The sequence below is a fragment of the Gemella sp. genome (assembly GCF_057272915.1).
Map to the genome: position 1 here is coordinate 1 of NZ_DBHIUF010000009.1, position 24901 is coordinate 24901.

A 24901-nucleotide genomic window follows, 5' to 3' on the forward strand; every position below is an offset into this window, starting at 1 on the left:
ATACAAAATATACTTCAAGGTAGAACTAATAAAATTATTAAAGACTACTTCTTATTTTCTAAATCAACCGAATTTGACAAAGAACCAAAAATCTTCGAGTTACCTCAGCCTTTATTTTTTAATAATTTATTTCTGTAATATTTCCTTCACCCTTTTTTGCAGTTCTGGCACTACTTCTTCAATAAACCATGGATTTTTGTTGTGCCAACGAAAATTCAATGGTGAAGGATGAACAATTGGGAAATAACGTGGCAAGTACTGTTTATAATTATATACAGTTTCTGTTAGATTCTGTTTTTTATCATTTCCCAAATAATAATCTTGCGCATATTTTCCCACAAGAATAATAAGTTCGAGATTAGGCATAAGTTCTAAAACTTTTGAATGCCATTTTTGGGCAAAGTTTTTTCGAGGTGGTAAATCTCCACTCTTACCCTTACCTGGATAATAGAAATCCATTGGAACTACACCTATTAAACCAGATTTATAAAATATTTCATCATCTATTCCCATCCACTCGCGAAGTTTAATCCCACTTTTATCATTGAAGAAAATCTTACTCTCTTGAGCTTTAATACCAGGAGCTTGACCTACGATTAATATTCTAGCTGTACTTGGCGTAGAAAATAACGGTTCAATTCCTACATCCGTGTATTTTTTATTATCACTATCTGCCATTATTTCTTGTTTCAATTGTTCAAAACTATCCATATTTTTCCTCTAAAATTTATTTTCTAATCAATTCAACTACCGCTTCAACAGCTGCTGTTCCTGGGAACATGTCTACTGGTTGAATACGTCTAATTTTATATTTTCTTGTTAACACTTTTAAGTCACGTGCTAATGTAGATGGATTACAGCTCACATAGACAATTTTCTTAGCTTCAACTGCCAATAAGTTTTTAGCTAATGGTCCAAGACCTACACGCGGCGGATCTACTATTGCAACATCAAAGTTGATTCCTTTTTTCTTCCAACGTGGAACTATTTTATTAGCATCTCCTGCTACATAAGTACAGTTTGTTAAGTTGTTTAATTTAACATTGTCATTAGCATCTTCTATCGCAGCTGGAATAATATCAACACCATATACTTCTTTACAATTACGGCTAACATATTGCCCAATTGTTCCAACTCCACAAAACGCATCTAATACAACATCTGTTTCTTTTAGTGCGGCGAATTCTACTACTTTATCATAAAGTTTTTTAGTTGCTGGCGGATTTAATTGGAAGAATGATTTAGCTGAAAGTTCATATTTAATATCACCTATTTTTTCAACAATATAGTCTGAACCATATAATGTAATACTTTCTGTTCCCATTACCAGGTGATCTTTGTCATTAGTAATATTTAGTATTATACTTTTAACGATTCTTTCACGTTTAAGTTCATTAACGACTTTATCCATGTTTTTAATCTTATCAGTATTTGCTACGAATGTTACTTGAACATCTCCATTATAGAATGAAGTTCTTGTCGCAATATATTTCACACCGTAATTCTTTTTATTTGTAGAAATCTCTACTTTATATTTTCCTAGTAACTTCTTAGCTAAGTTTGTTATTTTATTACCATTTTCATGTAATGCTAAATCTTCATTAATTTCTACTAAATCGTTAGAACCTTCTTTATATAACCCTGCAATAACTCGTCCATTTCTAACAGCTAGTGGAAATTGGTTTTTATTACGATACCCTTCTGTTACAGGACTAGCTAATGTTTTTAGTACTAATTTATCGGGTTTTGGTAGTCTATAATACTTATCAAATGCATCTAATAAAATTGTACGTTTATATTCTAATTGTTTTTCATAACTAACATGAGCTAAACCATATGCTCCACTTTCTGCATATTCGTGTTTAATTTCTACTCTATGCGGGCTTGGTTCTTTTACTTTAACAAGTTTACCAATAATGTATTTTGGTGTCTCCTCAACTATTTCACAAACAATAACCTCATCAGGTAAAGCACCTTTTACAAAAGTAATTTTCTTTTTATAATATCCTATACCCTCACCATTAATACCAATTTTTTTTATTGTAAGTAAGACGTTTAATCTTTTTCCGTTTTTATTTTTCATCGTATCCTCATTCATGAAGATAAGCTGAGTAAAAGCAAAACACTCCCACTTCAGCTTATCCAATTCTACTATTATTTTATAGTTTTAATTTCGTTATCTAATTCTTCTACTAATGCAATTAATCTATCAATTTGAGTTAAATCAACTTTTTCAGGTTCAATATTTTCTAACTCGCTTGCAAAATCTTCAAATTTCATTTTTAACTCTTCTAAAATATTATTAGGCATAACATTCTCCTTTTTTGTTCTCTATTCCATTATAATATAAATTTATAAAAATTCAACTCATAACACTAAAATAAATAAAATATTTTTGTTGATATTTTCCTTTTTTTCAAAGTAACTTCCACTTTGACTTCTTACTAGAATTTACTTTGAAAAAATTATTTTATTACTTGGAACTTACTTTAGAGATTTACCTCTCAATTATTATTTATTCAAAATTACTCTATTTTTTTCATTTTAGTGTCAAATAAATTATTATCTGTTAAAAGAACATATTGTTTATGTAAATATTATTAATAGACATTTCAGGTATTTTAAGGTACTATTAAGTTAGGAGTGATATATTATGAATTATATAAATTTACAATTATTAAATATTAATATTTCTAGTATTTTTTACTATATAACTTCTATTTTTAATGATATAAATTTTGATATAGTTTTGACAATATTTTTAGTAATTAATACTTTATTGGCATTTTCAATCGTCTTTTTAGAGTATCAAACTACTACATCATCTTGGGCATGGATTTTGGTGTTATTTTTAATACCATATCTAGGATTTATTCTATATTTAATATTCGGAAGACCAATATATAGAGAAAAAATATTTCCTTTTTCAGACGATGAAAAAATTAGATATCAACAAAACTTATTAAAGAGAACTGTGCCTTATGAAATTACAATAAATGAACAAGTGATTCATAAGCACAAAAATCTAATAGAACTAAATTTTGAAACTGATAAATCATTTTTATCCAAAAACAATAAAATTCAAATTATTATAGATGGAAAAGAAAAATTTAGATTACTATTTGAAGATATAAAAAACGCTAAGAGCTACATTCATATCCAATATTATATATTAAAAAAAGATGGTATCGGAAAACAACTCTTCTGCCTTCTTGAACAAAAACTTCTGGAAGGTGTTGATGTATACATTCTTTACGATGATATTGGATCAAGAAAATTAAGTATTTCTTCTTTGAGACAACTCACAAAAAACAATGCTAAAATAAAAAAATTCTTCAAATCAAAATTGCCACTTATTAACTTTCGTATGAACTATAGAAACCATAGAAAAATTGTTATTATAGACGGTAATATCGGGTATACAGGTGGCTTTAATGTTGGAGACGAATACTTAGGATTAGATAAAAAATTCGGATATTGGCGTGATACTCACCTCCGCATTGAAGGTGAAGCAGTAGGTGCTTTAGAATATCGTTTCATAGATGATTGGAATTCTCAAACAACTAAAAAAACAGAACAACTAAAACTAACCTCAGAACATGTTTCTACACCAGTTAATAATTACTTACCGATTCAACTAGTTTCAAGTGGACCAGATAATAAACTTCAAAAAATAAAATATAGCTATTTATACATGATATCTAGGGCTAAGAAATATATATACATTCAATCACCCTACTTCATCCCCGATGAAAGTGTTATGGATGCATTAAAAATGGCAATATTATCTGGAATTGATGTGAGAATTATGGTACCTAACAAACCAGATCATATATTCGTGTATTGGGCTACATACTCATTTATTGGTGAGCTTGCAGAATTAGGGGCACAAACATATATCTACGAAAATGGGTTTATTCATACTAAGATGATTATTATAGACGATGAAGTTTCAAGTTTAGGTAGCGCTAACTTTGATTACAGAAGTTTCAAACTAAACTTCGAGCTAAACGCATTTATGTATGATAACAAAACTACAAAAGAATTCAGAGATATTTTCCTAAAAGATATTGAAAAATCTACCCTAGTTTCTTTTTCTAAATATCAAAAGAGAAGTTTACTTATAAAAATCAAAGAAGCGTTCGCAAGATTGATATCACCGATTCTTTAGTTGTTTTATATTAAAAAATATGATATATTAATACATATGTACACATAGGAGGACAAAATTTAATGAAAAAGTTTAAAAAAGCTATTTTACCTATAGCACTTAGTATCTCTGTTATAGGATTAGCAGGATGCTCTGCTGGAGGGACTAAATATATCTCTAGTAAAGCAGGAGACGTTACAGAAAAAGATATCGTAGAAAGCATTGGAGCTAGCCAACTTTCTAAAACAGCTACAAGTATGATGATCCAAAAAGTACTTTTAGATAAATATAAAAATAAAATTGATCAAAAATCAATCGATGAGCAACTTCAAAAAGCTCAAGAACAATACGGTGGTAAAGATAAATTCGAACAACTTTTAAAACAACAAGGATTTACTCTTGATAAATATAAAGATGGATTAAAAGTTAAAGCTGCGCAAACATTATTAATTAATGATTACGCTGGAACAAACGACGATAAACTTAAAGAAAGCTATGAAAAAAACAAACACCAATATCACCTAGCACACATTCTTGTAAGTGTTAAAAGTGAATCAAATCCTAATGGATTAAGTGATGAAGATGCTAAGAAAAAAGCAGAGGACGTTCTTAAAAAACTTAAAGACGGTGGAGATTTCGCAACTCTAGCTAAAGAAAACTCAAATGATACAGCAAATGCATCAAATGGTGGAGATTTAGGTTGGTCTTCTAAAGAGGACAACTCATTCGTTAAAGAATTTAAAGATGCAGCTTATGCATTAAGCAAAGATAAAACATCTGACGTTGTAAAAACTTCATTTGGATACCACATCATCAAAGTATTAGATGAAAAAGATTCATCATTCGATGAATTAAAACCAGCATTAGCTGAAAAAGCTGCTGAAGAAGCAGTTAAGAAAGATAGTACAATCGTAAGTAAAGCTCTTAAAAAATTATTTGAAGAGTACAATGTAAAATCAAGCAACAGTGATGTTGAAGCATATATTAAATCTATGCTAGAAGGTACAGCTGCTGCCCAATAATAATATTTAATATAAAGATGGGAGTGACTCAAATTTTTAAGTTTAGGACTTTTTGGTCATCCCCGTCTTTTTTATAAAAACAATGAGTAATTCAAAAGTCATTTCTAAATAATATGACTTTAAATTACTCATTTTAATTTATTTAACTTATATCATCTCTTGCACCTAAGATATCGATAGCATTTTTTATTCTGTCTTTTGTAGGTGGATTAATATCATTTAATTCATAATCAATTCCTAATTCTTTATACTTGAATTTTGCCATATCATGATATGGTAATACTTCTACACGTTCTACACCATTTAAAGTATCTATATATTCACGAAGTTTTTGTAAATAATAATCATCATCTGTCCATTTTGGAACAAGCACGTGTCTTATCCACATTTTCGCCCCATGTTCACTTAGGAAATTAGTAAATTGAATAATATTTTTATTAGTTCGTTTTGTCAAACGCATATGATGTTCATCATCAATATGTTTAATATCCACTAAGAATAGATCTGTTAATGAAATTAATTCTAAAACTTTTTCATTCATACTTGGAGCATTTACATAAAAACCTCCACAAGTATCAACGCAAGTATTGATTCCTAATTCCTTTAGTTTTCTAAAAAGCTCCAAGATGAAATCAATTTGTAGAAGCGATTCTCCTCCACTTACTGTAACTCCTCCACCATCACTAGCCTCAAAGAAATCACGATATTTCACTATTTCTTTCGTTAATTGATCTACTGTCATAACTTTAGCATCCGGATTATGCATTTTCCATGTATCTGGATTATGGCAATATTTACATCTTAGCATGCAACCTTGAAAGAATACCACATATCTAATCCCTGGTCCATCGACATTACCAAATGATTCAACTGAATGTACATTAGCTGTCAATTCTTTTTTCTCTTCTATAGCTATTCCTTCTACTTTTTCCATTTTCATATGCAATTTCCTCCTTTTGCCATTCTATAGTTTTTTTATATCGTATTCTGAAAATATAATTATTTTAATCTAAAAAGTGGAGGCCTTTCGCCTCCACCTTCTATTAATTATTTACTTAATTACATGAATTGGTGCATTGTACGACTTAATACGTCACGTTGTTGTTCTGGAGTTAAACTGATTAGACGTACAGCGTATCCTGATACACGAATTGTGAAGTTTGGATAATCTTCTGGAGATTCAATAACTTTAAGTAATGTTTCTTTATTAAATACGTTAGTATTTAAGTGGTAACCACCTTTTTTGAAGTATCCGTCCATCATTGCTGTTAAGTTTTTAATTTGATCTTGTTTAGTTTTACCTAATGAGCTTGGTGTGAATGCAGCAGTTAAACTGATTCCATCACGGCTGTATTCATATGGTAATTTAGCAACAGAGCTTAAGCAAGCTAGAGCTCCGCTTTGGTCACGTCCGTTCATTGGGTTCGCACCTGGAGAGAATGGTTCTCCTGCACGACGTCCATCTGGAGTGTTACCAGTTTTCTTACCGTATACTACGTTTGAAGTAATAGTTAAGATAGAAGTTGTAGTTTCATCTGCACGGTAAGTTGGGTGTTTTTTAAGTTTGTTCATGAATACTTTAAGTAATTCAACAGCTATTTCATCAGCGCGATCGTCGTTGTTACCAAATGTTGGGAATTCACCTTCAACTTTGTAATCAACTGCTAATCCAGTTTCATCTTCGATTGGAGTAACTTTAGCATATTTAATAGCTGATAAACTGTCTACTGCTACTGAGAATCCAGCGATACCTGTTGCCATGAATCTTCTAACTTTAGTGTCGTGTAATGCCATTTCTAAGCTTTCGTAAGAGTATTTATCATGCATATAGTGGATTACGTTTAATGTATTGATGTACAGTTTACATAACCATTCCATAAATACATCAAATTTAGCCCAAACTTCATCGTAGTTTAATACACCACGTAGAGGTTCAGTTTCAGGTCCAACTTGGATACCTAATTTTTCATCACGTCCACCATTGATTGTGTATAGTAATGCTTTAGCTAAGTTAGCACGAGCTCCGAAGAATTGCATATCTTTACCAGTAGTCATACCACTTACACAACATGCGATAGATTTATCACAAGTTCCTAAGAAGTCTGCAAGTAATTCATCACTTTCATATTGAATAGCACTGTGGTTGATTGAAGATTCAGAACAGTACTCTTTAAATCCTGTAGGTAATTTAGTTGACCAAAGGATAGTTAAGTTTGGCTCTGGAGAGTTACCCATGTTATCTAATGTGTGGATGAAACGGAAGTCTGTTTTAGTTACTAATGATCTTTCAGCATCTAACATTTCCCCAACGATTAATGTAGCCCAGATTGGGTCTCCTGAGAATAATTGGTTGTAGTCTGGAGTACGAGCGAATTTAACGCAACGTAATTTTAATACTAAGTGGTCAATTAATTCTTGAGCTTGAGACTCATTAATTGTTCCATCTTGTAAATCTCTTTCAATATAAATATCTAAGAAAGTAGCAATGTTACCGATAGACATCGCAGCACCATTTTGTTGTTTGATAGCTGCTAAGTATCCGAAGTATAGCCATTGAACAGCTTCTTTAGCATTTGTAGCTGGTTCAGAAATATCAAATCCGTAGATTTTAGCCATTTCTTTTAATTCACCTAAAGCACGAATTTGCTCGTTAACTTCTTCACGGTCACGGATAACGTGTTCAGTCATAACACCATCAGCACCGATTTTAGCTAAATCATCTTTTTTCCAAGCGATAAGTTGATCTACCCCGTATAATGCCACACGACGGTAGTCACCAATGATACGCCCACGTCCGTATGCATCTGGAAGTCCTGTAATAACACCAGATTTTCTTACTAAACGCATTTCTGGAGTATAAGCATCGAATACACCTTGGTTGTGAGTTTTACGGTAGTCAGTGAAGATTTTAATAACTTCTTCATCTACTTCATAACCATATGCTTTACAGCTGTTAACAGCCATGTTAATACCACCGAAAGTCATTAAAGCACGTTTAAGTGGTTTTTCTGTTTGTAATCCAACAATTTGTTCTAAATCTTTTTCGATGTATCCTGGTCCATGTGAAAGAATAGTTGAAGGAATACTAGTATCCATGTCTAATGTTCCACCAGCTAAACGTTCTTGACGCATTAAATCATTGAATTTTTCTACTAATTTTGTAGTAGCTTCTGTTGGCCCAGCTAGGAAAGAAGAATCTCCTCTATACTCTGTGTAGTTAGATTTAATGAAATCTACTAAATCCACTTCTGTTTGCCATTTACCACCAACGAATGCTTTTTTTTCTGCAACTGTTGTCATATTATAAGTCACTCCTTAATTTTTTATTTTATATGTTATATAAATTTATTAATTATTTGTTACACTCATAGTTTACAAAGAACTCATAATTAAAACAATAATTTTTACACTTGATTTGTGTATATTTTGTGAACAACAGTAATAGTACAGTAGTTTTCATTTTTGATAATTTATTTTAATTTTTCATGAAAACTTAAATATTTAAAATGAAAAATTTACAGCAATAGTTATGAAAACGTGATATTTTAAGAAGTTCTATTTTAAGAATATTTATTATCCATTATATAACTGTTATTTAACTGAGTAAAAAATATGTATCTGTTATCATTATGAATATATCAAAATATAGTATTATTTTACGATAAAAAAAAGGTAATCGATATCTTCTATCAATTACCTTTTTAAAAAATACTATTTGAATATACTTAACAAGTCTGCATATCCCTCTTTTTCTAAATCTTCTTTCTTAATAAATTTTATTGACGCACTATTAATACAATATCTAAGTCCACCCAACTCAGTAGGACCATCAGGGAAAACATGCCCTAAGTGTGCATCACCAACTCTACTCCTTACTTCTATACGCTCAACATAATGAGAATTATCTTTATAATACTTAGTTACCTCTTTTTCTATTGGTTTAGAAAAACTAGGCCATCCACAACTAGATTTAAACTTATCTTTCGAAGAAAATAGTGGCTCACCTGTTGTTATATCTACATATATTCCTTCTTCAAAACTATCCCAATATTGTCCAGTATATGGACTCTCAGTTGCACTTTCCATAGTAACTGCATATTCTAAATCAGATAATTCTTTTTTTAATTCATCTTTTGATTTTCTTTCAAATTCCTCTGGATTAATTTTAATTTCTTCACTCATTTTATTTCTCTCCTTTATAACTAATATATTCTTTTAAATTTTCTATAATATGTTTTCCGTCTTTTACCCCTAAATTATACACGTGGTTTAGTTTTTCAATATCTTTCTCAAGTCTCTTAACTGTAATATCTTCACTAGGTCTTATGACAAATACTTTCCCTTGTTTTTCTAACTCAAGTATTTTCTCTACTGTTTCATTGTAATCTTTATATCTATTTTCTAACTTCTCAACTAGATGAGGATATTTTTTATAAAACATTTTAAATTGTATACTTGTTGATCTCTTCTTTCTATATGTGATAGGTCTTGTTAGTATAACAATTATTTTATCGTAATTTTGTTTTTCAAAAAAGTCTATCGGTATACTGTTTGCTATTCCTCCATCAAGATACTTTTTACCATCTACTTCTATTATTTCTGAAATAAATGGTAATGCAGAAGTTGCTCTTAAAGTCTCCATTTGCAGATATGGATCATGGATTTTTATAAACTCCGCTTCTCCATTTTCAATATTAGTTACTGTCGCATAAAAACTAGTCTTAGATTCTTTAAATGTTTTATTGTCAAAGACATCTAGTTGGAAAGGAAGTCTATAATATGTAAAATCCTTATTAATCAAGTTTCCAGTTTTTATCCAACTTTTTAAACTCATATATCTCTTATCATTTATATAATTAACATTGTAACGAAGTGCTCTTTTAGGTTGCTTAGAAACATAATTCACTCCAAATAGTGTTCCTGCCGAAACCCCTACGATATCTGTAACCTCTATATTATTTTCCAAGAACACGTCAAGGACACCAGCTGTAAATAGTCCTCTCATTGCTCCACCTTCTAATACTAAACCTACTTTCATTCAATCACACTCCTTTTAAATTGATACTATTATATCATCTTTTATTAATTAGTTTAAATAAATTTACTCGGGTACTAAGTTATGTTACTATTTAAAATGAGAAAAATAATTTAATTCGAGGTACATATGAACATACTACTAATCGGTGGCAATGGCTTTGTAGGGCAGGCATTAATTAAAGAATTTAAGAAATACAAAGTAGATGTTAGCTACTTATCTAGAACTCAAAATCACTCAATTTCTAAAGATGATGCAACGTGGATACAAGGAGATATTTTTAATCTTGACAATATAATGATTAAAGAAAGCTACGATATTACCATTCATTTAATCGGAACAATTAAAAATAAAAATCTATATTCAAAGCTAAACACAGAAAGTGCAGCACAGACAATTAAATTATGTCAAAAACACAATATCAATAAACTCGTCTACTTTTCTGCAAACGGTGGCTTCAGACGTTATTTAGAAAGTAAGGTGGCCGGAGAAATATTAGTAAAAGATTCAAAACTAGATTATCTAGTAGTACGCCCAGGTCTTATGTATGGTAAAGACAGACTTTCCTCTTATTTCAATATATTGCCGATTAAATTCTTTTCAAAATTTGGTATAACATTTTTTAAAAATGTTTATCCTCTTCCAGTTGAAAAAGTAGCTAAGTCAGTAGTTAAAGCTATTCTTGACAATACTAATTCAACTATTATCGACATAAAAGATATGAAATAACTATATACTCCGACTTAAAGGGAGTGACTCAAAAATCGTGATTTCGAAGAAATCGATTTTGTCGAGTCACCCTCGCAAAGTTTATTAGATATCTAAAAAGCTTTTATAAAACGTATTTAGATATCAATAAACCACTGCGTCTATGAGTTTTCATATACACTTTGTTAAAATTTAGGACTTTTGGATCAGCCCCTTAAGTCTATTTTTTATGACATTTGTCATATTACTTTATGACATTACCTACTAAAAGACACTCTCCTACTTTGATATAATTTAATTATCAAAGAAGAGGTGATCTAAATGTCATTAAATAATATTATAAAAGTAAAAAATATAACAAAAACAATTAAAGGGAAAAACATCTTAAATGATATTTCTTTTGAAGTGAATTCTGGTGAATGTATTGCTTTAATCGGACCAAATGGAGCTGGTAAGACTACTCTAATGAACTGTCTATTAGGAAATAAATTTATCAACTCAGGTTCAATAAAAATTAATTCTCTAAATCCAGGCAACCAAAAACTAAAAGAATTTCTTAACATACTTCCTCAGGAAAATGTCGTTCCTGAAAAACTAAAAGTAAAAGAACTACTAGATTTTATACAGAAATTATATAAGAATCCCTTAACAAATGAAGAAATCGATGCACTGCTACGATTTGATGATTCTCAAAAAGATAATTTTGCTTCTAAATTATCAGGTGGTCAAAAAAGATTATTATCTTTTATTATTACATTAATAGGACGACCAAAATTAATTTTCTTAGATGAACCAACAGCTGGAATGGATACATCAACACGTATCAGATTTTGGGAAATTGTGAATAACTTAAAAAATAAAGGTTTAACTATTATTTATTCATCACACTACATTGAAGAAGTAGAACATACTGCAGATAGAATCTTAGTTCTAAATAAAGGAAAACTAGTTCGTGATACTACTCCACATGCTATGCGTGCTGAAGAAATTGAAAAATACTTCACACTACCTATAAAATATCTAGATTTATTGAAAGATAGTGATATTATAAATAATTTAGAAATAAAAACAGATAATATTAATTTCTTAACAAAAAAACCAGATGAAATATGGAATATATTACATCAAGCTGGTTGCACGTTTAAAGAAATTGAAATTCAAAATAGAACTTTATTAGATAGTATTTTTGTAACAACTAAAGATAACGGAGGAGAGAAATAATGAAAAATCTTGCCAACTTATTAAACATAGAATTTATATTCATAAAAAGAAACTTAACTAATTTTATTATGGGATTAGGTTTTCCAGTTATCTTCTTTATACTATTTTCTGGAATGCAGCAATTCGATGATCCCGAAACAAAGGTACGTGTAGTAAAAGATATGCTTATCTCTATGACCGCATTTAGTAGTATAAGTTTCGCCCTTTTTTCTCTTCCTATTTCTATAAAAGAAGATGAGAAAAATAACTATCTACACATATTAAATAATTCTCCAGTAATAATATCTGAATATTACCTTGCTCGTTTTATTCGTCTAATAATTACATTTATTATATCAATAGTTGTTGTGTTCGCTGTTGGTCATATCTTTAGAGACGTTAATATGACAGCTCGCGAATGGATTATGTCAGCTGTTCTAATGCTTATTGGAAGTATTACATTTTTAGGTATGGGATTACTACTAAGTCTTATTAAATCAGAAGAAAAATTATCGCTTCTTGCCAATATATTATACCTAGGACTTGCTATGTTAGGTGGACTTTGGTGGCCTGTTTATCTTTTCCCAGAATGGTTACAAAATATATCTAAACTGACACCAACCTACTATCTATTGGATTTCGTTAATAAATATATTAAAGAAGATATTTTCTCTTATAAAGCTTTGGCTATACTTCTAGCATATTCAGTTGTATGTATAATTGCTACATTGGTAATAAAAAACAAAAGAGAATCAAAATAATAACATAAGAGTGCGGATAAATTATTCACACTCTTATATTATTATGGTATCATTAAAGAATAAGGAGGCTAAAATGTATAAAAAATTACTAAATTTATTAAAGGGAAATTATGGGTTTTATCTATCTTTGGTATTTTTTATATTCCCACTTGTATATGTTATTAGTGGAAGTTATCCAAAATATACATTACCCTTAACTATTCTCGCCATCACTTCATATATAGGAATGTTATATACAAAAAATAGAGTTCTTGTTTTTATAGAATGGTTTTATTTAATTGCTTATATCAGTTACATGACCATTGTTTTATATCCAACGAACATTCTATTTAGTTTTTATTTAAGTAATCTACTTGTTTGGCATTTTCATGATAAGTATTTTACATACAGAACAATTAGTTTTTTCATAACAATAAATGCCCTAACATTATATATGATTGCTAATCCCAAAATGAATATTGCAGATAGAATAATCCTATTTATTTTTTCTTTCATATGTATCATAACTTATTTTACCCAAAAATATGGCTATGAAAGAAATAAACTAAAAAATGAGCGTTTAAAACACAATGAACATATTAATCTGCTTCTTGCTGAAAATGAAAGAAATAGAATCGGACGTGATTTACATGATAGTATTGGTCATACTTTTGTAATGCTGAAATTAAAAGCAGAATTAGCTGAAAAATATCTAGAAAAAAACAATATTGAAGCTGCAAAAAAAGAACTTAAAGAAATCAGTGAAATTAGTAGTGCTTCAATGACAGAAACACGATCTATAATTAATAAGCTTAAATATAGAAGTATTAATGAAGAATTAAAAGTTATTTCAGATATAATGACAATGGCTGATATTTCATTAGGTATCGAGAATAATATAACTACGCTACCATCTCAGCTTGTTGAATGGACTATTACAATGGTACTAAAAGAATTAACGAATAATGTCATTAAACATAGTAATGCTAATAAATGCAATATTGAAATAAATGAATCTAGTAACAACTACACTGTTATTATCTCTGATAATGGTAATGGCTTTGAAAATATTAACGGAACGGAACTTTCATCTATAAGAGAAAGAATTAAACTAGTTAATGGAGTAATAAATATAATATCAAAAAAATCTCCCACAACTATCAAAGTAACAATCAATAAATAACAACAGGAGGACAATATGAAATTACTTATCGCTGAAGATCAAAGTATGTTACGAGATGCAATGTCAACATTATTATCAATGGAAGATAGTGTTGAGAGTGTACTTCAAGCTAAAGATGGAAAAGAAGCAATAAATTTAATTTCTAGTAATGATATAGATGTAGCTATACTTGATGTAGAAATGCCTGAAGCAACAGGACTAGACGTACTAGAATACATTCGTAGTAATAATATACATTGTAAAGTTGTTATTGTGACAACTTTTAAACGTATGGGATATTTTGAACGCGCCATAAAAAATAACGTAGATGCCTATGTACTAAAAGATCGCTCAATAGATGAACTTATGAAAACAATTAACAACGTCTTAGCAGGTAACAAAGAATACTCACCTGAACTAATGGAAAATATCTTCAATAGTCACAATCCATTAACAAATCAAGAAAAAATTATTCTTTTAAAAATTAAAGAAGGATTACCAAACAAAGAGATTGCTAATGAGCTGTTTTTATCCGAAGGAACTGTTAGAAATTATATTTCCAATATCCTTACAAAATTAAACTGTAAAAACAGAACAGAAGCTGTAAAAAAATCTACTGAGGAAGGATGGCTTTAGATAACAAGAAAACTCGCTATAAAATTATCGTTACTTTCGTCGATTATATATATAATCTTAAGTATTTCATACTTTTCATATAGTATTATAAGTTCATTAGACTCATCTTCACCTAGCGCCGGGGCTGGAATAAGAATTTCTACTAGCAATTCTTATTCCCCACTACTTTATGTATGTAATAGCTACTATTTTCAATCTAATGATTATGTTTAAAGAATTCACGAAAAATTATTTAATAATTATAAATATTATATTGTATATCATCACTGGCGCATTAGGGTTTATTTTAGGATTTGTTTTAATTATTTCTATCATTTTCCAAATAATATTCTTGATAATTGCATATAATAAATAAAAACAGGAACAACTAAATCATAATTTTTACAAGTTGATTTTTAGTTGTTCCTGTTATTTTATTTAACCAAAGAATAGCTAATGTCGATTAATTCTTTTATTGTCTCCAATTTGATATTTTTATCTAACACTATACTAATCCAATGCTTTTTATTCATATGATATGCTGGGAAAATATTTTTATTATCAATAATTTCTAAAATTTTGTCCGTTGGATATTTTACATTTAAAATTTTCACTTTAGTTGTAATATCGGTATTTTTATTCAATTTGCTATAGTCTACATCCAGAAACAAGGCATACCATTTATTCTTTTCATTTACAAATGCCAATATATCCGAATGTTTTTTAAAAGGATTAACATGATTTTCACCGTATTTCTTATTACAATAGTCGATGATTTCTAAACTTATTTTTCCTGATTCATCAGCTAACCCTAAGATTAAACTTAGTAGTTTCTCTACATGTTCTCTGATATTTTGTACCGTTTCACCTATAGCACTATCTACACTAAACAACGAATAAATCTCATCAAATTCTATATCATAAACTTCTATAAAAAGTTGACTATCTACAAATACGATTTCTATTAAGAAGCTACTATCTAAAATTTCTTCTCGATATATTAATTTTTCCGCTTCTTCCTTAAATCCAAACTCGTTTAGTTGTTCCTTAGAAAAGTTATATTTTTCTACATCTATAATCTTCATAATTATTATTCGAATCTAGCTCTATCGTGACTTTGATTCCACTTATCTACTTCTGGTCCTTTTGGTACAATAGTTTTACCTGCTGATACGTAATACCCGACCTTTATTGCTTCAAAATCTGTTGTAGATCCGAATCCTGGAGTTTGATATAAGTCTTTTAAGTAGTTGAAAATATTAGAATATTCCTCAATTCTCTTTTTATTCGCAGAATATAATCCATAATAAACGACATCAAAGCGAATCATAGTAGTATAGAAACGAATATCTGTTTCTGTTATTGTATTACCATGGAAGTATCTTTGATTTGATAAACGATTCTCTACTACATCCATCATATCAAAGAATCTTTTGAATGCCTCATCATATTTTTCTTGACTTTCAGCAAATCCCATTCCATATACACCATCATTTAAAGCTACAGCTAATTTTTCATTCCACTCATCGATTTGCCCCGCAAGATGTTCAGGATATAAATCTATTCCGTCTTTCTTATGTAGTTTACTAAATACTGTCGCAAATTCATGAAGTAACTCAGCAGATTCTTTTCTAACTACTTTTCCTGTAGTTACATCAACAAGCACCGGTACTGAATATGGTCCTTCATAATCTGAATCACTATTTAAGTACACATCTTTAATTTTTGATTGTTTTAAAACTGGATCAAGTCCATCTTTATCTAAGCTAAATTGCCATCCTTCTTCTCCACGACGATAATCCAATGTTCCTAAACTAATTGCATCCTCTAACCCTAGTATCTCTCTTGCTATAACCGCTCTATGTGCATACGGACAGACCGCAGTCCAAAATAGTCTATATCTTCCTTCCTCTATAGGTTGTTCCTCTGTTCCAAATGGTTTACTAAAAAATTTTTTCATGTGATTTTCTCCTTTTTAATTTTCTATAAATTTTTTCGCTTCTTCATAAATATACATAACATTCAAAGTTTGTTCTTTTTGATTATTCATGAATTCGAAATCTTTATCATTTATAACTTTAACGAATTTTTTAAACTCAGCAAACATTCTGTGTTCATGAATATTATTATTTTCATTTATAAAGTTATCTTTTGTTTGAATACTGTAATTAGAAACTTCATTTGTAGGACCAATAACTTTAATTATACCTTGATCACCTTGAATATTGACATAACTATTATTAAATGTATCTTTAGCTGCTATGCATACTACTTTAAAATTATCATATTCTAATAGAAGAATACCTGAAGTATCAACACCATTCACTATATTAGGTGCATAATGTACTTTACCAGGTTTACCAAACAATCCAACGACAAAATGAATATTATAGATATTTAAATCACCAAGTACTCCTCCACCTTTGCTCTTATCAAAAACTGGAGCTATTACTCCATTTTTAAATGCTTCGTATCTTGAAGAAAGTTGAGAAAAATTACACTCAACAAGTCGTATTTCTCCTATGTTATCAATATTATCTTTTATATCAAGATAATTTTTTTGATATTGATTTGTTATTGCTTCTATTAAAATTAATCCTTTGTCTTCAGCGATTTCAAACAATTCTACAGCTTCGTCATACTTTAACGTAAAAGGTTTCTCGCAAATAACATTTTTACCAGCTTCTAGAGCCTTCTTAGCGACTGTATAATGTAAATTATTTGGAACTGCAACATAAATCGTATCAATCTCTTTATTTTCCAGACAAAGATCAGTATCAGTATATATATTCTTAATATTATATTTAGACTGTAAATCTTTTAAATTTTCAATATTTCGAGCTGTTATAGCTTCTAATTTAATTTCTGGAAGTTCATGAGCAAAAGATAAGAAATCTTTCACTATCATTCCAGAACCAATAATTCCTAATTTCATGTTTCCCTCCAAATTACTATGTATCCTTTAATTATATCTTTATAAACTTACACTAGCAACTTTTCTGCATAAAAACTCTTCCTTAAAACTTTCACGCAACAAGAAGATTCTTATCCTTTAGCTTTGTATTCATGTTCCGGATTATTATAATAGTATACCATGTATTTAATTTTCTACCGATTCTTAATTTTCCTCTTTAAATATGTATTACTTTCTCTCCGACTCATTACCTCTCTCATAATAACTACTCAATATCTTCCTAAAAATAGTAAAAAATATTTTCATTATCTTTCATATTTTTTCATTTTTTTGTTGACTTATATGTACTTTATATGATATATATATATATATTTCACAATGGAAAGGATTACACTATGACTAAAAAAATACTTGTTACAGGTGGAGCTGGATTTATCGGGTCTCATACTTGTATAGAATTATTAAATAATGGAAATGAAGTAGTTGTCGTTGATAACTTATATAACGCAAATAAAAAGAGTTTAGAAGTAGTTGAACGAGTTACTGGTAAAAAGGTAACATTTTATGAAGTTGATGTTCGTGATGAAGATAAATTAAATGAAGTTTTTGAAAAAGAAGGAAATATTTATGGAGTTATTCACTACGCTGGATTAAAAGCAGTTGGTGAATCTTGTGAAATCCCATTAGCATATTATGATAACAATATAGCTGGAACTATTACTTTGTTCCGTGTTATGGAAAAACACAATTGTAAAAATATAATATTCAGTTCATCAGCTACAGTTTATGGGGATCCTCATACATTACCAATTAGAGAAGATTTCCCATTATCTGTAACTAACCCATACGGACGTACTAAATTAATAACTGAAGATATTTTAAAAGATGTTTATAAAGCAGATAACGAATGGAATATTGTTCTCCTTCGTTACTTTAATCCAATCGGAGCACATGAGTGTGGAGATATCGGTGAAGATCCGAAAGGAGTACCAAACAACCTAATTCCTTACATTATGCAAGTAGCTGTAGGAAAACTAGAAAAAGTTCAAGTTTTTGGTAATGATTTTGATACGCATGACGGTACTGGAGTACGTGACTACATCCACGTAGTAGATTTAGCTCGCGGTCACGTATCTGCTCTTAAAAAATTAGAAAAAGGTAGTGGATTAACTATTTATAACTTAGGAACAGGAATTGGTTATTCTGTATTAGATATTATTAAGAGTGCATCAGCTGCTGTTGGGCGTGATTTACCTTATGTTATAACTCCACGTCGTGCAGGAGATATCGCTGCATGTTATGCTGATGCTACAAAAGCAAAAGAAGAACTTGGATGGGAAGCTCAATACGATATAAAACGTATGTGTGAAGATTCTTGGAGATGGCAAAGTAAACATCCAAATGGGTTTGCTGATTAATATACTTAAACAAGAAAATAAAAGTCTAAGAGACTGACCTAAAAGTCCTAGAAATAAAAAGTTAATATAAGAGCTTATAGGCGCAACGGGAATGACTCAACAAAATCAATTTTTCCAAAATCATGGTTTTTGAGTCACTCCCTCTTTTTATATAATAACACTTATTGAATTAACCACTCTTCTTATTTCCATAATAAAAAATCATCTAATCTTTACTATACAAAGAATAGATGATTTTTAAATTATTTTATTCTTATATCTTAATCTTAATAGTGAGATTTCGTTTGTTTTGAATTATTTATTTAGAAAAGAGACTCAAACGAGTCTCCTTCCTCATAAATTATGCTTTTTTTCTAGCCTTAATTGTCCCTACTATTATCGGAATTAAGCTAATTAAAACAATAGCAATTACTACTACTGAAAAGTTTTTCTTAACATATGAAATGTTTCCAAAGAAGTACCCTACTGATATAAATAATGTACACCAACAAAGGCCTCCAAAGAAGTCTATCACTCTAAACTTAGAATATTTCATCTTACCAGCTCCTACGATAAATGGAACTATTGTACGAATAATCGGGAAAAATCTAGCTAAGAAAATAGATTTTCCTCCATGTTTTGCTACAAAGTTTTCAGCGTCTTTTATATTGTCATCAGACACGAACTTTTTAAACCATGCTTTACTCTTTAAATAATCAGAGAAGTTTCTTCCAATAAAATAGTTACAATTATCACCAATTACTGCAGCACTTACACATAAGAATAATAATAAAAAGATGTTATTCCCTGTTGCTGCCCATAATGCTCCACTAGCAAATAATAATGAATCACCTGGTAAAAACGGCATGAACACAACACCAGTTTCGATAAAGATAATTAAGAAAATTATTCCATACATCCACCATGGACCGTGTTGCACCATTAATTCACCAAGATGCTTGTCAATATGCAATACAAAATCAATTAAAAATTTAATTGTTTCCAATGTAATCCTCCTAAAATAAATATGTTCTAATGATTATACCATAGAGAACATACCCTGTCTAATAATCATGCAATCAGTATATTAATCTCTTATGAATTTTTTCATTTCAGCAATGTAGTCCTCATTACTTTCATGTTTTCTAAGATGATTTAAAACTCCGATTGTTGGTTCACTAACATCTTCAAGTTTTCTACGTGTTTGCCATAAAATTTTCACTTCGTCTTCTGATAGAAGTAAATCCTCTTTTCTTGTAGAACTCTTCAAGAAATCAATAGCTGGATAAACTCTTCTTGAAGCTAGTTCTGGTGATAAGACAATTTCCATATTCCCTGTTCCTTTGAACTCCTCGAATATTAAATCATCCATTCTAGAACCTGTATTAATTAAGGCAGTTGCAATAATAGTTAAACTTCCTCCACCTTCGACATTCCTTGCAGCTCCAAAGAATGCTTTTGGCTTATGAAGACTTGACGGATCTACCCCTCCACTTAAGACTTTACCACTACTTGGCTCTACAATATTATATGCACGTGCAAGTCTCGTTATACTGTCCATAAGTATAATTACATCTTGACCAAGTTCTACACGACGTTTTGCATGCTCTATTACTAGCTCAGCAACTTTAATATGATTTTCTGAAGTTTCATCAAATGTAGAACTTACTACATCTGCACCTCTTACAGATCTTTCCATATCTGTTACTTCTTCTGGTCTTTCATCAATTAAAAGAATAATCAACTTTTTATCAGGATAATTTTTTCTAATTGAATTTGCAATATCTTTTAGTAATGTTGTTTTTCCAACCTTCGGTGGTGCTACTATTAATCCACGTTGTCCGAACCCAATCGGTGCTACTAAATCAACAAATCTGGTAGATAATTTCTCCTTAGTTGTTTCTAAAACAATTTTTTGATTCGGATAAATCGGTGTTAAAGCTTGGAAATGTGCTCTACCTTTTGCAACTTCAGCATCTACATCATTAACCGTGTCAACTTGTAAAATCCCCGCATATCTTTCACCTTCACGAGGTTTACGAACTTTACCATAAACTTCATCACCTTTTTTAAGTTCAAAACGGCGAATTTGAGAAGCAGAAATATAAATATCCGTCTCTCCTTTTTTATAATCAACAGTTCTCAAGAATCCAAAACCATTTTCTGGATGTATGTCATCTAAAATCCCCGATGCATAATAATGTTCTTCACTTACTGATTGTTTTTCTAAAATTGCTAAAACTAATTCTTTTTTATTTAATGTATAATATCTTGGAACACCCAGTTCTTTAGCCAAGGCTGTAAGTTCTTTAGTATTCATACTTTTATACATTTCATCAAATTTTACGTTACTCATTTTTATCCTTTCTCTGTAGATACTTCAGAAATCATCTTAAAAATATTTAAACAAAAAATACCCTAATTGAAACTACCCTTAGGTATATTATTCTCAGGATTTTTTATCTAAACATACAACTTTAAACGAGAATAACTTAAAATTCTTATTTTCAAAATCGATTTTAAAAGTTACCCCCGTTCGGTTTATAAAACATCTTAAACTCTTATTTCCTTTTTATCTCTTACTTAGAACAATTACCGCTGATAGAATAAAAGCTGCACCAATTAAATCTATTGTTCCGAATGTTGTTCCTAACAAGAGGAAAGAAAAGATTATAGCAGCAATCGGTTCAAAGCAACCGATAATACTTCCCGTGACTGCACCAATTAACCTAACACCTTCTAAATATAAAGAAAATGACAATATTGTTCCAATTATTACCACTCCAGACATACATATAAAATCAATTAATTTAAAATTATCTGGAATATAATTACTACCTGTAGCAAAATAAACAACTACGCCTGCGATTAATAGTCCCCAAGCCATTATAGGCATTACACCATATTTTGTAGTTAAACTTATTGAAAAAATATTATAACTAGCAAGACCAAATGCAGAAAGTAATCCCCAGAATAATCCTAATGTAGAAATATTCAGTTTGCTAAAATCGAAATGGGTTGCTATTAATACCGTTCCAAATAACGAAACCACTATTGCAATAACCTCCCTTGGTAGAGGCCATCTTCTACCTATAACACAATAATATAACATTATTATTACTGGACCTATATACTGTATAACCGTTGCCATACCTGCATTTGTATACTTAATTGTTAAAAAGAATGTCCCTTGACAGATTAAAAGCCCAAAAAAAGAAAAATTTAATAGTTTTAAAATATCTATCTTATTTGAAAATACTCTCACTAAATCATGTTTATCTTTAATGAGTAAAATAGCTACCATTGCAATTCCAGAGAAGAACAATCTATTAGCTATAATCCAAACGGGGTCTATTTTTGATACATTTAATAAATATTCCCCTAATACTCCTGATAATCCCCAACATGTAGCTCCTAGTAAGGTAAATACTATACCTTTTTTCATCGTACTTTGTCCCATAATTACTCTCCTAATGATCAAATAATTTCAGACTAGAACTAACAATTTTATTAGATTTTTCTATTACTTCATCATATTTCTCATCTTTTGATAATAAGATACTAGTAAATAAAGTAATCATATTATTTTGTGCCACCATCATATTCCCACATGTATAGAATTTAGCATCTAATTTATTAGTGATATAGCCAAAAGGTGAATACCAAAAACCATAACCTACATTATAATTTTCAGAAAAGAATTTTTTCGCAGCACTTTCTGGATATCCTTTTATTATTGGCATAGGATATAAAAGACTAAGAGCTTTTATCGCTTGTTGCGAATCTTCAACTTTAGAATTTAAAACAGAAAATACATCAAGTTTTTTCCCCATTAGAGTCTTATCATCATACACCTTAAAATCAGTATGATAATGAGATTCAAAATTTTCCTTATACTCATTAATTATTTCTTCTTCATCAAACATTACTGAATAATCATTATTAAATAAATTTTCTTTTTTCAAGTAAAGATGCGCTTTTAAATCATTATCTGTGTAATCTAAAGAGATTAGAGGATTTGTAGTAATAAATAAACTTTTCTTGGATTCAAATGCTATAAAGTACCTATTCTTACTCAGAAGATATTTTGTTACCGCACCTAAAGAAGTATTGTTTTCTAACAATATTAAATTTTTTCTTGATAAAACTATTCGCTTTAATTCTTCTTTTTCTATTTGAAGAAGGGCTTTCCTAATATTTTCTTGCCAAAGTTCTGGATAAATTTCTCTAACGACATTAATCTGTGGTTCACTAGATATTTCATTTTTATCATCAAGTTTATTTAAAAATGAAATTCTCTCTGCCCATAATTCAGAAAATTCTTTTTCTTCTTTCATATTAAAGAACAATGTAATATAAACATCATCCCCTTTAAAAACCGCAAGTATACCCGGTACAACAAATGATGTATCACTAAAATCTACCCATTCTTGACTGTTTTTATTATTTCCATCTGAGATTCCACCGTAAATACCGAAGTATTCACAATCATGCTCATCAATTTCTAAAACCGTTACCTGTGCTTTTAATTCTTCAAAACCAGATAGTACACTACTATTATCAAAACTTGTTAAAAAATCATTAGAATCTAATAACCATGTTGCTTCATAACCTATTCCAATTATAGAAGACTTAGTGTCAGGTGTTCTTATAATAAATCTCTCACCTTTTTTCGGTGTAAAAAGGCTGATAAACTGATCTTCCGTAAAAGTTTTCTTCAGTTTAAATTTCACAACAAGTTTATCATCAAGAACTGTATCACTAAAATCATAATCTATAATTTTCTGATAATCATTCATACTTATTACCTATCCTTTTTTTTCTCCTCATTTTGTAATTTTTCTTCTCGTTCTTTAATTTCTAATCTTTTTTGCCTTTGCTTAATAAGTCTATTTACTTCTTCTTCTGATTTGTAACTAGCATCCTTATCAGTAAAGATAAAAAGATTTTTATGATTATTTAGGATTGACAGAATAGTTTTATTTTCTGAGTCTTCATTCTCAAATAATTCTGCTATATATTGTCTCTTATCACTACCTAATACAACAACGAATAAATTTCTAGCTGCCATTAGATTTTCATATCCAATACTAATTAATTTATTACCTTTAATTTCCATTCCAGCCTCTTGAAGCTGTGATTTTTCTTCATCTGAAAACTCTACAATGTGAAGATCTTTGTTTACTTCATCTGCATAACGATAATCGAGTATTCCACCATCAGATCCTAGGAATACTACTGCAACATCAATAGGATTTTCAGACAACACTTCACTATAACTACTCAAGTCTTCTTCGCATTCATTACTATTTAATGTTTGAGGATAATAAATATTTTTCGTCTCTACGTCTAGTTTTTTAAATAACTCATGTCTAGCATATCGATATAATCCAAATCTTTCCTCAATATCGATATCAGCAAATTCTCGTTGTCCTAACATAATTATATGTTTATAACGATATTTCCCCATTTTATTATCATCTATCATTCTGTTTGTGAATTGAGTATTTATTATATTTTCTGGCAAACAGATAACTGCCCCATCTTCTAAATTTTTTTCAAATTCATCATACATTCTATTTAAAACTGCTGTTTCACTATTACAAACTATATATTTCACGATTTCACCTCCAAATTATAATAAATCATTTAATATTATACCACAATTGCTTCCTACTAACAACGTGCTAACATTTCATAATTGTGCTATTGTTTTTATGTTAATTCCCAAAGTAAGGGAGTGACTCAAAAATCGTGATTTCGGAGAAACAATTTTGTCGAGTGCCTCCGCAAAGTTTATTAGATATCTAAAAAGCTTTCATAAAGCGAATTTAGATATCAATAAACCACTGCGTCTATGAGTTATCATAAGAACTTTGTTAAGTTTTAGGTCTTTTGGATCAGCCCCTTAACCTAAAACTAATTTTCTAACTGAAACTTAAATTGGAAATTTATCTA

General features: G+C 29.7%; 24 protein-coding genes. 8 read left to right on the top strand and 16 right to left on the bottom strand.

Annotation, left to right across the window (positions count from 1 at the left end; all coding sequences use genetic code 11):
* Positions 1–126 precede the first annotated feature (126 nt).
* The 3 genes from ACO6OL_RS05060 to ACO6OL_RS05070 form a co-directional block, all read right to left on the bottom strand.
* Complete coding sequence (locus tag ACO6OL_RS05060) at positions 127–711, bottom strand: uracil-DNA glycosylase family protein (protein ID WP_485502343.1); 585 nt, start codon at positions 709–711, stop codon at positions 127–129.
* 16 nt (positions 712–727) lie between these two features.
* Positions 728–2083: a 23S rRNA (uracil(1939)-C(5))-methyltransferase RlmD gene (rlmD, locus tag ACO6OL_RS05065; protein ID WP_485502344.1), complete on the bottom strand. Its 1356-nt coding sequence runs from the start codon at positions 2081–2083 to the stop codon at positions 728–730.
* Positions 2084–2154: 71 nt separating this feature from the next.
* Positions 2155–2310, bottom strand: coding sequence for an SE1561 family protein (locus ACO6OL_RS05070; protein WP_314086359.1), 156 nt, complete (start codon positions 2308–2310; stop codon positions 2155–2157).
* A gap of 343 nt (positions 2311–2653) precedes the next feature.
* Between ACO6OL_RS05070 and cls the strand changes: the two genes are divergently transcribed.
* Both cls and ACO6OL_RS05080 read left to right on the top strand, forming a co-directional pair.
* Positions 2654–4171 (top strand): cardiolipin synthase, encoded by a 1518-nt coding sequence (gene cls, locus ACO6OL_RS05075; protein WP_485502345.1) that lies wholly within the window; start codon positions 2654–2656, stop codon positions 4169–4171.
* A gap of 62 nt (positions 4172–4233) precedes the next feature.
* On the top strand, positions 4234–5172 hold the full coding sequence (locus tag ACO6OL_RS05080; protein ID WP_485502346.1) for a foldase protein PrsA: 939 nt from the start codon (positions 4234–4236) through the stop codon (positions 5170–5172).
* A gap of 142 nt (positions 5173–5314) precedes the next feature.
* Here the strand turns inward: ACO6OL_RS05080 and pflA are convergent, their stop codons facing one another.
* From pflA to ACO6OL_RS05100, 4 genes are all read right to left on the bottom strand, one after another.
* Positions 5315–6112 (bottom strand): pyruvate formate-lyase-activating protein, encoded by a 798-nt coding sequence (gene pflA, locus ACO6OL_RS05085; RefSeq protein WP_485502347.1) that lies wholly within the window; start codon positions 6110–6112, stop codon positions 5315–5317.
* Between the two features lie 119 nt (positions 6113–6231).
* On the bottom strand, positions 6232–8472 hold the full coding sequence (pflB, locus tag ACO6OL_RS05090; RefSeq protein ID WP_485502348.1) for a formate C-acetyltransferase: 2241 nt from the start codon (positions 8470–8472) through the stop codon (positions 6232–6234).
* Positions 8473–8883: 411 nt separating this feature from the next.
* Positions 8884–9354 carry a peptide-methionine (R)-S-oxide reductase MsrB gene (msrB, locus tag ACO6OL_RS05095; protein ID WP_485502349.1) on the bottom strand — a complete coding sequence of 157 codons (471 nt, stop codon included), beginning with the start codon at positions 9352–9354 and terminating at the stop codon, positions 8884–8886.
* A gap of 1 nt (position 9355) precedes the next feature.
* Positions 9356–10210, bottom strand: coding sequence for a patatin-like phospholipase family protein (locus ACO6OL_RS05100; RefSeq protein ID WP_485502350.1), 855 nt, complete (start codon positions 10208–10210; stop codon positions 9356–9358).
* A gap of 126 nt (positions 10211–10336) precedes the next feature.
* Here ACO6OL_RS05100 and ACO6OL_RS05105 point away from each other — a divergent pair, with 126 nt between their 5' ends.
* The 5 genes from ACO6OL_RS05105 (at position 10337) to ACO6OL_RS05125 (ending at position 14653) form a co-directional block, all read left to right on the top strand.
* Positions 10337–10936, top strand: a complete 600-nt coding sequence (locus ACO6OL_RS05105) for an NAD-dependent epimerase/dehydratase family protein (RefSeq protein WP_485502351.1) — start codon at positions 10337–10339, stop codon at positions 10934–10936.
* A gap of 300 nt (positions 10937–11236) precedes the next feature.
* Positions 11237–12136: an ABC transporter ATP-binding protein gene (locus tag ACO6OL_RS05110; RefSeq protein ID WP_485502352.1), complete on the top strand. Its 900-nt coding sequence runs from the start codon at positions 11237–11239 to the stop codon at positions 12134–12136.
* A complete protein-coding gene (locus ACO6OL_RS05115) occupies positions 12136–12876 on the top strand; it encodes an ABC transporter permease (RefSeq protein WP_485502353.1) in 741 nt (246 codons plus the stop codon). The genes ACO6OL_RS05110 and ACO6OL_RS05115 overlap by 1 nt, the downstream gene beginning before the upstream one ends.
* 73 nt (positions 12877–12949) lie before the next feature.
* Positions 12950–14038, top strand: coding sequence for a sensor histidine kinase (locus ACO6OL_RS05120; RefSeq protein WP_485502354.1), 1089 nt, complete (start codon positions 12950–12952; stop codon positions 14036–14038).
* A 15-nt stretch (positions 14039–14053) separates the two neighbouring features.
* Positions 14054–14653, top strand: coding sequence for a response regulator (locus ACO6OL_RS05125; RefSeq protein WP_485502355.1), 600 nt, complete (start codon positions 14054–14056; stop codon positions 14651–14653).
* Here the strand turns inward: ACO6OL_RS05125 and ACO6OL_RS05130 are convergent.
* The 4 genes from ACO6OL_RS05130 to ACO6OL_RS05145 form a co-directional block, all read right to left on the bottom strand.
* The gene (locus ACO6OL_RS05130; protein ID WP_485502356.1) at positions 14650–14802 is read right to left on the bottom strand and encodes a hypothetical protein; all 153 of its coding nucleotides are present in this window, start codon (positions 14800–14802) and stop codon (positions 14650–14652) included. The genes ACO6OL_RS05125 and ACO6OL_RS05130 overlap by 4 nt on opposite strands.
* 264 nt (positions 14803–15066) lie before the next feature.
* Complete coding sequence (locus ACO6OL_RS05135; RefSeq protein ID WP_485502357.1) at positions 15067–15717, bottom strand: MmcQ/YjbR family DNA-binding protein; 651 nt, start codon at positions 15715–15717, stop codon at positions 15067–15069.
* A 5-nt stretch (positions 15718–15722) separates the two neighbouring features.
* The gene (locus ACO6OL_RS05140) at positions 15723–16592 is read right to left on the bottom strand and encodes a glutathione S-transferase C-terminal domain-containing protein (protein ID WP_485502358.1); all 870 of its coding nucleotides are present in this window, start codon (positions 16590–16592) and stop codon (positions 15723–15725) included.
* Positions 16593–16607: 15 nt separating this feature from the next.
* Positions 16608–17567: a Gfo/Idh/MocA family protein gene (locus tag ACO6OL_RS05145; protein ID WP_485502359.1), complete on the bottom strand. Its 960-nt coding sequence runs from the start codon at positions 17565–17567 to the stop codon at positions 16608–16610.
* A gap of 374 nt (positions 17568–17941) precedes the next feature.
* Between ACO6OL_RS05145 and galE the strand changes: the two genes are divergently transcribed.
* On the top strand, positions 17942–18964 hold the full coding sequence (gene galE, locus ACO6OL_RS05150; protein WP_485502360.1) for a UDP-glucose 4-epimerase GalE: 1023 nt from the start codon (positions 17942–17944) through the stop codon (positions 18962–18964).
* Between the two features lie 340 nt (positions 18965–19304).
* Here galE and ACO6OL_RS05155 read toward each other — a convergent pair whose 3' ends face one another.
* The 5 genes from ACO6OL_RS05155 to ACO6OL_RS05175 all read right to left on the bottom strand — a co-directional run bounded on the left by ACO6OL_RS05155 (position 19305) and on the right by ACO6OL_RS05175 (position 24563).
* Positions 19305–19949 carry a VTT domain-containing protein gene (locus ACO6OL_RS05155; protein WP_314161168.1) on the bottom strand — a complete coding sequence of 215 codons (645 nt, stop codon included), beginning with the start codon at positions 19947–19949 and terminating at the stop codon, positions 19305–19307.
* A gap of 81 nt (positions 19950–20030) precedes the next feature.
* A complete protein-coding gene (gene rho / locus ACO6OL_RS05160; RefSeq protein ID WP_485502361.1) occupies positions 20031–21299 on the bottom strand; it encodes a transcription termination factor Rho in 1269 nt (422 codons plus the stop codon).
* A gap of 216 nt (positions 21300–21515) precedes the next feature.
* A complete protein-coding gene (locus tag ACO6OL_RS05165; protein ID WP_485502362.1) occupies positions 21516–22403 on the bottom strand; it encodes a DMT family transporter in 888 nt (295 codons plus the stop codon).
* A 10-nt stretch (positions 22404–22413) separates the two neighbouring features.
* Complete coding sequence (locus ACO6OL_RS05170; protein ID WP_485502363.1) at positions 22414–23742, bottom strand: hypothetical protein; 1329 nt, start codon at positions 23740–23742, stop codon at positions 22414–22416.
* 5 nt (positions 23743–23747) lie between these two features.
* Positions 23748–24563, bottom strand: a complete 816-nt coding sequence (locus ACO6OL_RS05175) for a 6-phosphogluconolactonase (RefSeq protein ID WP_314160242.1) — start codon at positions 24561–24563, stop codon at positions 23748–23750.
* Positions 24564–24901 lie beyond the last annotated feature (338 nt).

Bases quoted from the DNA above. Each gene is read 5' to 3' on its own strand.
- ACO6OL_RS05145 (WP_485502359.1), bottom strand. From the start codon at position 17,567: ATGAAATTAGGAATTATTGGTTCTGGAATGATAGTGAAAGATTTCTTA.
- ACO6OL_RS05120 (WP_485502354.1), top strand. From the start codon at position 12,950: ATGTATAAAAAATTACTAAATTTATTAAAGGGAAATTATGGGTTTTAT.
- ACO6OL_RS05125 (WP_485502355.1), top strand. From the start codon at position 14,054: ATGAAATTACTTATCGCTGAAGATCAAAGTATGTTACGAGATGCAATG.
- ACO6OL_RS05165 (WP_485502362.1), bottom strand. From the start codon at position 22,403: ATGGGACAAAGTACGATGAAAAAAGGTATAGTATTTACCTTACTAGGA.
- ACO6OL_RS05115 (WP_485502353.1), top strand. From the start codon at position 12,136: ATGAAAAATCTTGCCAACTTATTAAACATAGAATTTATATTCATAAAA.
- pflA (WP_485502347.1), bottom strand. From the start codon at position 6,112: ATGAAAATGGAAAAAGTAGAAGGAATAGCTATAGAAGAGAAAAAAGAA.
- ACO6OL_RS05110 (WP_485502352.1), top strand. From the start codon at position 11,237: ATGTCATTAAATAATATTATAAAAGTAAAAAATATAACAAAAACAATT.
- rho (WP_485502361.1), bottom strand. From the start codon at position 21,299: ATGAGTAACGTAAAATTTGATGAAATGTATAAAAGTATGAATACTAAA.
- ACO6OL_RS05100 (WP_485502350.1), bottom strand. From the start codon at position 10,210: ATGAAAGTAGGTTTAGTATTAGAAGGTGGAGCAATGAGAGGACTATTT.
- ACO6OL_RS05060 (WP_485502343.1), bottom strand. From the start codon at position 711: ATGGATAGTTTTGAACAATTGAAACAAGAAATAATGGCAGATAGTGAT.
- msrB (WP_485502349.1), bottom strand. From the start codon at position 9,354: ATGAGTGAAGAAATTAAAATTAATCCAGAGGAATTTGAAAGAAAATCA.
- ACO6OL_RS05140 (WP_485502358.1), bottom strand. From the start codon at position 16,592: ATGAAAAAATTTTTTAGTAAACCATTTGGAACAGAGGAACAACCTATA.
- ACO6OL_RS05170 (WP_485502363.1), bottom strand. From the start codon at position 23,742: ATGAATGATTATCAGAAAATTATAGATTATGATTTTAGTGATACAGTT.
- cls (WP_485502345.1), top strand. From the start codon at position 2,654: ATGAATTATATAAATTTACAATTATTAAATATTAATATTTCTAGTATT.
- ACO6OL_RS05070 (WP_314086359.1), bottom strand. From the start codon at position 2,310: ATGCCTAATAATATTTTAGAAGAGTTAAAAATGAAATTTGAAGATTTT.
- pflB (WP_485502348.1), bottom strand. From the start codon at position 8,472: ATGACAACAGTTGCAGAAAAAAAAGCATTCGTTGGTGGTAAATGGCAA.
- ACO6OL_RS05105 (WP_485502351.1), top strand. From the start codon at position 10,337: ATGAACATACTACTAATCGGTGGCAATGGCTTTGTAGGGCAGGCATTA.
- rlmD (WP_485502344.1), bottom strand. From the start codon at position 2,083: ATGAAAAATAAAAACGGAAAAAGATTAAACGTCTTACTTACAATAAAA.
- ACO6OL_RS05135 (WP_485502357.1), bottom strand. From the start codon at position 15,717: ATGAAGATTATAGATGTAGAAAAATATAACTTTTCTAAGGAACAACTA.
- galE (WP_485502360.1), top strand. From the start codon at position 17,942: ATGACTAAAAAAATACTTGTTACAGGTGGAGCTGGATTTATCGGGTCT.
- ACO6OL_RS05080 (WP_485502346.1), top strand. From the start codon at position 4,234: ATGAAAAAGTTTAAAAAAGCTATTTTACCTATAGCACTTAGTATCTCT.